Source organism: Pseudomonas sp. ASL7 (genome assembly GCF_056680375.1).
On sequence record NZ_CM155279.1, the window covers coordinates 3,962,072 to 3,973,441 of the forward strand.

An 11,370-nucleotide genomic window follows, 5' to 3' on the forward strand; every position below is an offset into this window, starting at 1 on the left:
AGGTGTCTTGCTAACTAAATTGCCGTGTCTTGCAACTTCTGGTTACAGCTTGGTGATAATCTCGACCCTCCCCTCGTTCAAGACCTGCCTTCAGATGCCCAGCCAAGCGCCCTTGCTGTTACGTCATCACCGCCCTTTTATTGCGTTCTGGCTGGCTCGGGTGTTTACCGCCAGCGGATTTCAGATGCTGACAGTGGCCATTGGCTGGAACCTCTACCAACTGACCGGCAACGTGCTCGATCTGGGTTTGGTGGGTCTAGTGGAATTCGTCCCGCGGGTACTGTTCATGCTGCACACCGGGCATGTCGCAGACCGCTATGACCGGCGCAAGGTCGCGGCGATCTGCCAATCCGTTCAAGCGTTGATCGCGCTGTCGCTGGCCATCGGTAGTGCGACCGACCACGTCACCCGCGAGATGATCTTCATCCTGGCGTTCCTGCTCGGTGCTGCGCGCTCCTTCGAGATGCCGACGACGCAAGCCTTGCTCCCGAGCATCGTGCCCAGCGCGTTGTTTCCCCGCGCCGTCGCTGCAGCGCAATCGGCGCAACAATCGGCAACGATCGTCGCCCCGGCCCTCGGCGGGTTGCTCTACGCCTTCGGCAGTGTCTGGGTCTATGGCCCAACTGTGATCCTCTACCTCATCGCTTGCTCACTGATGCTCAACCTACCGGCCCGGCAAACACCGTTGAACAAGGGCAAGGCCACTCTGGATTCCTTACTGGCGGGCATTCGTTTCATCCGCAGCCGCCCGGACATTCTCGGGGCGATCTCCCTGGACCTGTTTGCCGTATTGCTCGGCGGCGCAACTGCGTTGCTGCCGGTGTTCGCCAAAGACATTCTGCTGACCGGTCCGTGGGGCCTGGGCCTGCTGCGTTCGGCGCCGGCGGTGGGGGCGTTGCTGATGTCGCTGTTCCTGGCGCGATTTACCGTGGAACGCAACGTCGGACGGGTGATGTTCACGGCGGTAGGCATTTTCGGTGTCGCGACCATCGCCTTCGGCCTGTCGACCTCCTTCTGGTTTTCCCTCGCGGTGCTGGTGGTGTTGGGTGCGGCAGACATGATCAGCATGGTGATCCGGGCATCCTTCGTACAATTGGAAACCCCGGACGAAATGCGCGGCCGGGTCAGCGCCGTGAACGGCCTGTTCATTGGCGCTTCGAACCAGTTGGGCGAGTTCGAATCCGGCCTCACCGCCCATTGGTTCGGCACCGTACCGGCGGTGGTCATGGGCGGCATCGGCACATTGGTGGTCACGGGTACGTGGATCAAACTGTTCCCGACCCTGGCCAACCGCGACCGCATGCATGTGCCGGTGGAAGAGATAAAGGCCTAACCTCCTCTACACCAACAACTCCCCCGCCACCGCTGCCCGCACGGCTTTGCCGCAGAGTTGTTCCACCAACGCTAACGCAAATGGCAGTGCCGCGCCCGAGCCTTGGGCGGTGATGCAATTTCCATCGACCACCACCGGTTGATCGACGAAATTGCAACCTAACAGTTGGTGACTGGCCGATGGCAGGCAGGTCATGCGCCGCTGACGCAAAACGCCGAAGGCTTGTAGCGCAAATGCAGGGGCCTCGGCGATGCCGGCGAACAGACGCCCGGCCGCTGCTTGATCCTTGATCAATTGCTGCAAGGGTTGATGGGCGGCCAGGTGTTGCGACCCGACCACTCCGCCGGGCAGGACAATCAGGTCGAACGGCTGGGCCAGCAGATCCACCAGCATCGCATCGGCCGTCAATCGGGTGCCCCGGGCACAGGTGAGCATGCGCCGCCCCTCAATGCTGGCCACCACCACTTCCACCTTGGCGCGACGCAATACATCGATCAACGTCACTGTTTGCAGGTCATCGATGCCCTCGGCGAGGGTAATCAAAGCTCTAAAGGTCATGGGCACAGTCCACAGGATGATCTTTAAAGCGTAGACATCTTTCCTGTCCCTTGTTCGAGCCTGCCGTTACTTGATGTAAAGCTGTGTCGACAGTGTGTTGCCTGGCGCGTTGATGGACGTGTCGCTGAAGGTGAACGTGCCCCCCTGCTTGCCTGCCAGATCGAAGACATACACATAACCAACGGTGTTTCTCCCTGCGACGCAGGCGGTCAGGTTGCCGTTATCAAACGCACAGACCGGGGTGCGAGTGCCGTTCAGCTCATAACCGTCCAGCCCCACATGCGCCCCCTTACCGTAGCCGACTTCCAACACGTAAATCTTGATGTTCGGCCCAGTGTGATTGCAGCGGGTCTGCTCTTGCCCCGGTGCAATGTTTTCAATGCCACAGCCTGGCGACTCGACTTTGAGCACGTTCACATGGCTCAACGGTGGTGCTGATGCCGCCAATGCGGTCTGCGCCCCCAGAAACAGGGCAGTCAATACGCCGAATGCCGCAATCCCACGCTTTTTCATGCAATACATAAGTACCCCCAAAGCCAGCGCGCAGTATGGCTCACTTGGCTTAAGCGCAAAACATCGACGACGATCGCAGCCATAAGCAGCCACAGCCCCGCGCTGCTGGTATGATGCGCGGCTTTTTCCGACCCACAGAAAATTACCAGGCGCCTGGTACGGTCTGTGCTTTGCTGTTGAGGTCGATACATTCACGGCGCCGGGCGCGCCACGGGGAGCAGACATGCTGGAAAGGCTGTTTCAACTCAAGGCACACAACACCAACGTGCGGACCGAGATTCTAGCGGGCGTTACGACGTTTTTGGCCATGGCCTATATTCTGTTCGTCAACCCGAGCATCCTCGGCGAGACCGGTATGGACAAGGGCGCGGTGTTTGTCGCGACCTGTCTGGCGGCCGCAATCGGCTCCACAGTGATGGGCCTGATCGCCAACTACCCGATCGCCCTCGCGCCGGGCATGGGCTTGAATGCCTTCTTCACCTATACCGTGGTCCTGCACATGGGCCACACCTGGCAAGTGGCGCTCGGCGCGGTATTCATTTCGGCGGTGCTGTTCTTCCTGCTGTCGATCTTCCGTATCCGGGAATGGATCATCAACAGCATCCCGCTCCCGCTACGCTCTGCGATTGCGGCCGGTATCGGCCTGTTCCTGGCGCTGATTGCCCTGCATAACGCGGGCATCGTGGTCAGCAACCCGGCGACCATGGTCGGCCTCGGTGACCTGAAGCAACCAGCACCAATCCTCGCGACCCTCGGTTTTGCCCTGATCGTTGCCCTCGAAGCCCTGAAAGTGCGCGGCGCGGTACTGATCGGGATTCTGGCGGTGACCATTGTTTCCATCTTGATGGGCTTCACCCCGTTCGGCGGCGTGATGTCGATGCCGCCATCGCTGGCCCCGACGTTCCTGCAACTGGACATCAAGGGTGCACTGGACATCGGTCTGGTCAGCGTGATTTTCGCCTTCCTGTTCGTTGACCTGTTCGACAACTCGGGCACGTTGATCGGCGTCGCCAAGCGCGCCGGCCTGATGGGCAAGGACGGCCATATGCCGAAAATGGGCCGCGCCCTGATCGCCGACAGTACCGCGGCTATGGCCGGTTCACTGCTGGGCACCTCGACCACCACCAGTTACATCGAATCCGCAGCCGGCGTGAGTGCGGGTGGCCGCACTGGCCTGACCGCTGTGGTGGTCGCGATTCTGTTCCTGCTGGCGCTGTTCTTCTCGCCGCTGGCCGCCAGTATTCCGCCATTCGCCACGGCACCAGCACTGCTGTTCGTCGCGGTACTGATGACATCCGGCCTGGCCGAAATAGACTGGGACGACATCACCGTTGCCGCACCGGTCGTGGTCACCGCCCTGGCCATGCCGTTCACTTATTCCATTGCCAACGGCATCGCCTTCGGCTTTATCGCCTGGACAGGGATCAAATTGCTGTCCGGCCGGGCCCGTGAACTGAACCCGGCGCTGGTGATTCTGTCGATTCTGTTCGTGATCAAGTTGGGTTGGTTCAACGCATGACTTTTGATTCCCAGGCCTACGCTGTTCAGCTCGAAGAAAAGGTCACGCGCCTGCGTGACCTGTTGGCTCCGTTCGATGCGCCCGAGCCGGCGGTTTTCGATTCGCCGCTGCGAAACTTCCGCCTGCGTGCCGAATTCCGCCTGTGGCGCGAAGCCGGCGAGCGGCACTACGCGATGTTTTCCCAGGAAGACAAACGCACGCCGATCCTGATCGAAGCGTTTCCGATCGCCAGCCTGCGCATCAATGAATTGATGCCCCAACTCAAGGCGGCATGGAAAGCAAGCGCGGCGCTGAGCCACAAATTGTTTCAGGTGGAGTTCCTGACCACCCTGGCCGGCGATGCAATGATCACGCTGTGCTATCACCGCCCGCTGGACGAGCACTGGCACGCGGCGGCCTCGAAACTGGCGGCCGACCTGAACGTCAGCGTCATCGGCCGATCCAAAGGTAAACGCGAAGTCATCGGTCACGATTATGTGGTCGAAAAGCTGGAAGTCGGCGGTCGCACGTTCAGCTACCGTCAGCCCGAAGGCGCGTTCACCCAGCCCAACGGCACCGTCAACCAGAAGATGCTCAACTGGGCGTACGACGCGCTCGGTGATCGCTCCGACGATTTGCTGGAGCTGTATTGCGGAAACGGTAACTTCACCCTGCCGCTGGCCACCCGTGTGCGCAAAGTGCTGGCCACCGAAATCAGCAAGACCTCGGTCAACGCGGCGCTGAGCAACCTCAGCGAAAACGCTGTGGATAACGTCACCCTGGTGCGCTTGTCCGCCGAAGAACTGACCGAAGCGCTGAACGAAGTGCGGCCGTTCCGTCGCCTGCACGGCATCGACCTGAAGAGCTACGAATTCGGGAGCGTCTTTGTCGATCCGCCTCGCGCCGGCATGGACCCGGACACCTGCGAACTGACACGTCGCTTCGACAACATCCTGTACATTTCCTGCAACCCGGAAACCCTGGCTGCCAACATCGCCCAACTGCACGACACCCACCGCATTACCCAGTGCGCGATGTTCGACCAGTTCCCGTGGACCCATCACATGGAGTCCGGGGTGTTGCTGACCCGGCGGTGATTGCAGCCGACCGATACAAAACAGCCGTCATCACGACGGCTTTTTTGTGGGTGCTCAATCGGTGACATCCCCCTTGCGCGGACGCCCGCCCTTGCGTCCGTTCGCCCGTGCAGCCTCGGCTTTGGCGGCGCTGCTTTGGCGACCATTGCGCGAGGCAATGACCGAGGCGGCCATGTCCATCAGCGGCTTGCTAGCCGAAATCATCCCGGCGATGGAAACGTGCAGATCCTTGCCCTCATGGCAGAGGGCAGTCCCGGAAAAGCCAACTTTCAGTTCTGCGAAATCCTCGACCTCGAAATCATCGAATTCCGAATAGTGCTGCACGGGCAGCAGTACGCCACTGCCATCAATGAAACTGACCGCCAGACACGGTTCCACATAAGTCACCGAAGTCACCTGCAAACCGCTTTTCTGGCGCACTTGCCCGCGCTGGATAGCTTCATCCAACACCGTATCGGTCACGGGCCGATCGGCCAGCATTCCTGCCTGAATCGTTTTCATAGTTGGATCTCCACGCCCTCCGGAACGCCGATCAGCTCCAGCAGGGTCTTGTTCGTCTCGGGTTCATAGCAAGCCGAGCCAATCATCCAGGTCGTACTCGCAATCCTTTTTACCACCACGACTTCGCTGGTCTGCCAGTCCCATATCTGATGATCGAGGCAGACCGTGTTCAGCTTGTCCCACCAGATGACTCGGGCACGCCGCAAGTGGACGGGTTGTCTGAGTGCATGACGCAATCCTTCCAGCACAGCCACAGGTGGCCGGTTTGAATGAGGAACCACGTCCCAAAGCTCGACACTGTTGTGCCAAAAGCTGAATTTAAAGCGCGCACTCCAGTTTCCAGCATCCACATGTGCGTGTGGCGGGCAGTGCTCATCGCGCAACATGATCACCACCGAAAGCCCTTTGTAGCGGAACAATTTCATCCTAACCCATCCGTTAGGTTTGTGAGCCCTATGACTCGTCTTTCCCTGAAGAACCCGATGACTGGTCCTGACCTGCATTCAGTCATCCGAACTTGAGACTAGCGCTGCAAATCGTCCCAAGTGCGGCGATCAAGAGACAAAAATGGTAAGCAATCCTTTCGACAATTTGATAAACACTGCTTCAAGACCTTCATTTGATCCCCGGTGTAATCAATCATGCAGCGAGTATTCGACGATCTTCAGCTCGGCAGCATCGAACTGTTTTGCCTGGCCGCCGAGGCCGGCAGCTTTACCGCTGCCGCACTGGTTGCCGGTGTGACGCCGGCAGCTGTGAGCCGTTCGGTGTCGCGCATGGAAGAACGCCTGGCTGTACGGCTGTTCGCCCGCACCACCCGCAGCGTCAAACTGACCGACAGTGGACGGCGTTATTACGAGGAATGTCGTCAAGCGCTGGCGCAACTGGTCGAAGCCCAACGTGAGGTCATGGGCCAGCAGCAGCAACCGTCCGGCACGCTGCGCATCAGTATTCCCACCACCTATGCCCACCACCGCATTCTGCCGTTGTTGCCTGAATTTCGTGCACGGTTCCCGTCGGTGAAGGTTGAGTCGCACATCAGTAATCGCAACATCGATTTCGTGGGCGAAGGCTATGACATGGCCATCCGCGTGCGAGCCATCCCGGATTCAGGCCTGATCGCACGACCGCTTGAAGACGCAGCGCTGGTGATGATAGCCAGCCCCGATTACCTGAAGCGCGCGGGCACTCCCCAGACACTGGACGACCTCAAGCAGCACGAATGCATCCAGTACGAATTGCCCAGCAGCGGTCGGCGAATCGCCTGGCTGTTCAACGACAATGGCGAGCAGCGGGAAATTCTCGCCGACGGCAATCTGAGTTGTTCCGACGATGTGCTGGGCGGCGTGACCCTGGCGAAACACGGGGCGGGGCTGTTTCAAACCTATCGCTTCATTGTCGAAAACGAACTGGCCGATGGCTCGCTGGTGGAAGTGCTCAAGCCTTATGGCGGACGTTCACGGCCGTTCACCCTACTCTATCCGCAAAGTCGCCACGTGCCGTTGCGGTTAAGGGCATTTATTGATTTTCTGGTGGAGCACCTGCCCCGCTGAACACTGAAGCTGTCCGATCACCGCACACAAAAACCCGGCGAGACACCTCTTTAATTGACCAAATTAACCATCTAGTACAATTTATCTCCACAGGCTGAGACCCTCGGCCAATGCCAAAAATAACAAGTGGAGAGACCCCGATGAACCCTATCGTTCTGGTGCTCAACGGCCCGAACCTGAACCTGCTCGGCACCCGTGAACCGGCCACTTACGGCCATGAAACCCTGGCGGATATCTCAGCCTTGTGCGCACGTGCCGCCGAAGAGTTCGGCTTGGCGGTTGAGTTTCGCCAGACCAACCATGAAGGCGAATTGCTCGACTGGATTCACGCGGCCCGGGGCCGTTGCGCCGGGATTATCATCAACCCCGCCGCCTGGACCCACACCTCGGTCGCGATCCGCGATGCCCTCGTCGCCAGCGAGCTGCCGGTGATCGAAGTTCACCTGTCCAACGTCCACGCCCGTGAGCCCTTTCGCCATCACTCCTTCGTATCAGCCATCGCCACCGCGGTCATGGCCGGTTTCGGCAGCCATGGCTATCGCCTCGCGCTGGAGCACTTCAGCCAACGTCTGAAAGGGTGAGCGCTGTGACACAGAACAACGTGGTACTGGCCGGCCTGATCGGCGCCGGCATCCAGGCTTCCCGTACCCCGGCGCTGCACGAGCATGAAGGCGATGCCCAGGGGTTGCGTTACCTCTATCGCCTGATTGACCTCGATCAGTTGCAACTCGACAGCGACGCGTTGCCTGACCTGTTGATGGCGGCCGAACGCATGAACTTCACCGGACTGAACATCACCTTCCCGTGCAAGCAGACGATCATCCCGCTGCTCGACGAATTGTCGCCGCAAGCCCGAGGCATTGGCGCGGTGAACACTGTCGTGCTGAAGGATGGCAAACGCATCGGCCACAACACCGATTGCCTGGGGTTTGCCGAAGGCTTTCGGCGTGGCTTGCAGGGCGTTGCCGTTAAGCGTGTCGTCCAAATGGGCGCCGGTGGCGCAGGCGCGGCAGTGGCCCACGCGCTATTAAGCGAAGGCGTACAACAGCTGAGCATTTTCGACGTGGAAATCAGCCGCGCCCAACACCTGGCGGACAACCTCAATCAACATTTCGGCGCCGGTCGAGCGGTGGCCGGACATGATTTGCAGAGTGCGATGGCACAGGCCGATGGTCTGGTGAACACCACGCCCATGGGCATGAAAAAGCTGCCGGGCATGCCGGTGCCGATGGAGCTGCTTCGGGCTGAGTTATGGGTGGCGGAAATTGTTTATTTCCCGCTGGAAACCGAGCTGCTGCGCAACGCCCGGGCGTTGGGTTGCCGGACGCTGGATGGCGGCACTATGGCGGTGTTTCAGGCCGTGAAGGCGTTCGAATTGTTCAGCAGCGTGGTGCCCGATGCCCAGCGGATGCTGGCGCATTTTCAGAGCATGAATGTCTGAATGATGGGTGTGAGGGGGCAACCCCCTCCTCCCGCATCAGGCCTGCAAATACCGTAATACCGATTCGCAGACCATCTCTCGATGACGCTGCTTGACGCTTTCTTCCGACAAGTCGATCTGAAAAATCTCACCAAGGGTATGGCGGTTCGACACGCGATAGAAGCAAAACGAAGTGATCAGCAAGTGCACGTCCAGCGGGTTGAGGCCACTACGGAACAGTCCTTCTTCGGCACCACGCTGCAAAATCACGCCCAGTGAATCGAGCACCGTGGTGTTCATCGCCTTGATCGCTTCGGAGCGTTTCACATACTCGGCGTTGTGAATGTTCTCGATGCTGACGATGCGCACGAAATCCACATTGCGATCATGGTGATCAAAAGTGAATTCCACCAACCGTCGAATGGCTTCCAGCGGAGCCAATTCCGCCAGGTGCAGCCGGTTTTCCGTGCTGCGGATATCCCCGTAGAGTTTCTCCAGCACCTCGACGTAGAGCTGTTCCTTACTGCCGAAGTAGTAATAGATCATGCGCTTGGAGGTGTGGATGCGCTCGGCGATTGCATCGACGCGAGCGCCGGAAAGCCCCTGTTGAACGAATTCGACAATGGCTTCTTGAAGGATGTTCTCGCGGGTTTTTTCCGGGTTGTTCTTGCGACTCTTGCGCGGCTCGACGACAAGTTCGTCGGGGGCTACAGAGCGTTCTGAAGTGATTGTCATTGCGGGCTCACGGCCATTACTGCACAGGCTGGCGATTATGGGCCGCGCCGCACACTGAAGGAAGTCGTGCGGCAACGGTTTAACCCCGCGATTACGAATTTCCTACAACTTCGCCTGACGCGCGGCCCCACTACGGGATTTGGCCATGGCGGCGAGTCGCACCGCCACGTTGGCCGCTCCGTATCCGGCATAACCATTTTTGCGCTGGATAATTTCAAAGAAGAACCGCCCTTCAAACGGCTCGGTGTACACGTGGAACAGCTCGCCGCCCTGAGCATCGCGGTCATAAAGCACGTTGAAATAAGCCAGTTCGCTCAGGAACTCGTCGTCGAAGTCGAAGCGCGCCGCCAGGTCATCGTAGTAATTGAGCGGGATATCCAGCAGCGGCACACCCGCCTCCTTGGCCCGGCTGACTTCGGCAAAGATGTCGTCGCAATCGAAGGCAATGTGGTGCACGCCGGAACCGCGATAACTCGACAGCGCGTGAGAGATGGCGGTGTTGCGGTTCTCGGAAATGTTCAGTGGCAAGCGGATTGAACTGTCGCGACTGCGCAGCGCCCGACTTTTCACCAGGCCATAGGGATCGGGCAGTACCACTTCGTCGTCGGCCTCGAAATCCAGCAGGCTCTTATAAAACAGCACCCAACTGTCGAGGCTGTCGGCCGGCAACGCCATGGCCATGTGGTCAATACGTTTAAGCCCGCCACTGGCCGTTGCCGATAAATGCAAATTGAAATCGGTGCCGTAGACGTCGGCGTTCTGGTCCACCAGGTAAATCAGGCTGCCGTCGGGTGCGCGCACGGCCGCCAGCTCCAGTTCATTGGGGCCAACCAGTCCGCGATACGGCTGGCCTTTGTAGGCCACCGCCCGCGCCAGTGCACTGGTGCTGTCCTGGACCCGCACAGCGGTGGCGCACAGGGATGGGCCGTGAGCCTCGAAAAAACTGTGCGCGAAAGAATAAGGTTCAGCGTTGAGAATCAGGTTGATATCGCCCTGACGCATCAGGTTGACGCTCTTGGACCGGTGCTGGCCGGCCTTGACGAAACCCAGCCGTTCCAGCCAATGGGTGAGCTTGGCACCCAGGCTTTCGTCCACGGCGAACTCAAGAAACTCAATGCCGTTGTACTCGCTGGCCTTGGGCGTCTCGAACAAAATATCGGGATTGACCGTGGGTTTGGCTTCCTGCGCCAGACGCTCGCGGGTTTTCTCTTCCAGGTACAGCAACGAACGCAAACCGTCGGCGGCATTGGCTCGTGGCGGCGCGGCGCGAAAGCCGTCGTTAAAGATTTCCAGCGACAACGGCCCGGTGTAACCGCTCTTGATGATCGGTGCGAGGAACCCCGGCAGATCGAATTCTCCCTGGCCCGGGAAACAGCGGAAATGCCGACTCCACTCCAGCACATCCATGGCCAGGATCGGTGCGTCGGCCATTTGCACGAAGAAGATCTTGTCGCCGGGAATCTCGGCGATAGCGCTGGGGTCGCCCTTGAGCGACAGCGTGTGAAAACTGTCCAGCAATACGCCGAGGCTTGGATGGTCAGCCTGTCGAACGATGTTCCACACCTGCTGGTAAGTGTTCACATGCCGCCCCCAGGCCAGCGCTTCATAGCCGATTCGCAGGCCACGAGCCCCGGCCCGTTCGGCCAGCAGACGCAAATCATTGACGAGGATCTGTTCATCACCGACCGAATCGGCAGAGGCGTTACTGCACACCAGCACCAGGTCGGTGCCCAGTTCCTGCATCAGGTCGAACTTGCGCTCGGCCCGCTCCAGATTGCGCGGCAGACGATCACGGCGGCAACCTTCAAAGTCGCGGAACGGTTGAAACAGCGTGATGGCGATCCCTAGATCGGCACACATCTGTTTAATTTCCCGGGGGCTGCCGTCGTAGTAGAGAAGGTCGTTTTCGAAAATCTCCACGCCATCAAAACCGGCAGCGGCAATGGCTTCGAGTTTTTCCGGCAGGGTACCGCTCAAGGAAACGGTGGCAATGGAACGCTGCATATTTCGACTCCCGGTGGGGGGACAATCTTGTTTTCGACATCGCACGTTTATGTAACAGCTGGCGAAGCCTGCGTCCGTCCCTGTAGGAGCGAGCTTGCTCGCGATAAACCTGAAGGCGACGCATGTTTCCATACCGCACGCTTCATCGTTCACGTCCA

12 protein-coding genes are annotated in these 11,370 nt (G+C 59.3%); 6 read left to right on the forward strand and 6 right to left on the reverse strand.

The genetic code is table 11. The features are described 5' to 3' along the window. The first annotated feature begins 94 nt into the window (after positions 1-94). On the forward strand, positions 95-1,333 hold the full coding sequence (locus AC1MDT_RS18315) for an MFS transporter (RefSeq protein ID WP_480418385.1): 1,239 nt from the start codon (positions 95-97) through the stop codon (positions 1,331-1,333). Between the two features lie 6 nt (positions 1,334-1,339). Here AC1MDT_RS18315 and AC1MDT_RS18320 read toward each other — a convergent pair whose 3' ends face one another. Continuing rightward, the gene (locus AC1MDT_RS18320; protein ID WP_480418386.1) at positions 1,340-1,891 is read right to left on the reverse strand and encodes a DJ-1 family glyoxalase III; all 552 of its coding nucleotides are present in this window, start codon (positions 1,889-1,891) and stop codon (positions 1,340-1,342) included. Between the two features lie 66 nt (positions 1,892-1,957). After that, a complete protein-coding gene (locus tag AC1MDT_RS18325) occupies positions 1,958-2,413 on the reverse strand; it encodes a DUF4879 domain-containing protein (protein WP_480418387.1) in 456 nt (151 codons plus the stop codon). Positions 2,414-2,627: 214 nt separating this feature from the next. Between AC1MDT_RS18325 and AC1MDT_RS18330 the strand changes: the two genes are divergently transcribed. Then, complete coding sequence (locus AC1MDT_RS18330) at positions 2,628-3,923, forward strand: NCS2 family permease (protein ID WP_201116232.1); 1,296 nt, start codon at positions 2,628-2,630, stop codon at positions 3,921-3,923. After that, on the forward strand, positions 3,920-4,999 hold the full coding sequence (trmA, locus tag AC1MDT_RS18335; RefSeq protein WP_480418388.1) for a tRNA (uridine(54)-C5)-methyltransferase TrmA: 1,080 nt from the start codon (positions 3,920-3,922) through the stop codon (positions 4,997-4,999). The genes AC1MDT_RS18330 and trmA overlap by 4 nt, the downstream gene beginning before the upstream one ends. Before the next feature lie 54 nt (positions 5,000-5,053). Here the strand turns inward: trmA and AC1MDT_RS18340 are convergent, their stop codons facing one another. Both AC1MDT_RS18340 and AC1MDT_RS18345 read right to left on the reverse strand, forming a co-directional pair. Next, positions 5,054-5,500, reverse strand: a complete 447-nt coding sequence (locus AC1MDT_RS18340) for a DUF2442 domain-containing protein (protein ID WP_480418389.1) — start codon at positions 5,498-5,500, stop codon at positions 5,054-5,056. Beyond that, positions 5,497-5,925 carry a DUF4160 domain-containing protein gene (locus tag AC1MDT_RS18345; RefSeq protein ID WP_480418390.1) on the reverse strand — a complete coding sequence of 143 codons (429 nt, stop codon included), beginning with the start codon at positions 5,923-5,925 and terminating at the stop codon, positions 5,497-5,499. The genes AC1MDT_RS18340 and AC1MDT_RS18345 overlap by 4 nt, the downstream gene beginning before the upstream one ends. A gap of 216 nt (positions 5,926-6,141) precedes the next feature. On the opposite strand from AC1MDT_RS18345, the gene AC1MDT_RS18350 reads away from it, so the two are divergent. The 3 genes from AC1MDT_RS18350 to AC1MDT_RS18360 all read left to right on the forward strand — a co-directional run bounded on the left by AC1MDT_RS18350 (position 6,142) and on the right by AC1MDT_RS18360 (position 8,494). Continuing rightward, entirely contained in the window at positions 6,142-7,053 is a 912-nt protein-coding gene (locus AC1MDT_RS18350) for a LysR family transcriptional regulator (RefSeq protein WP_480418391.1), read from the forward strand. A gap of 140 nt (positions 7,054-7,193) precedes the next feature. Further along, on the forward strand, positions 7,194-7,634 hold the full coding sequence (gene aroQ / locus AC1MDT_RS18355) for a type II 3-dehydroquinate dehydratase (RefSeq protein WP_480418392.1): 441 nt from the start codon (positions 7,194-7,196) through the stop codon (positions 7,632-7,634). A gap of 5 nt (positions 7,635-7,639) precedes the next feature. Next, on the forward strand, positions 7,640-8,494 hold the full coding sequence (locus AC1MDT_RS18360) for a shikimate dehydrogenase (RefSeq protein ID WP_480418393.1): 855 nt from the start codon (positions 7,640-7,642) through the stop codon (positions 8,492-8,494). Positions 8,495-8,530: 36 nt separating this feature from the next. Here AC1MDT_RS18360 and AC1MDT_RS18365 read toward each other — a convergent pair whose 3' ends face one another. Together AC1MDT_RS18365 and quiC are read right to left on the reverse strand one after the other, a co-directional pair. Next, positions 8,531-9,208, reverse strand: a complete 678-nt coding sequence (locus AC1MDT_RS18365) for a TetR/AcrR family transcriptional regulator (protein ID WP_480418394.1) — start codon at positions 9,206-9,208, stop codon at positions 8,531-8,533. Positions 9,209-9,310: 102 nt separating this feature from the next. Then, on the reverse strand, positions 9,311-11,212 hold the full coding sequence (gene quiC, locus AC1MDT_RS18370) for a 3-dehydroshikimate dehydratase QuiC (protein WP_480418395.1): 1,902 nt from the start codon (positions 11,210-11,212) through the stop codon (positions 9,311-9,313). Between the last annotated feature and the right edge of the window lie 158 nt (positions 11,213-11,370).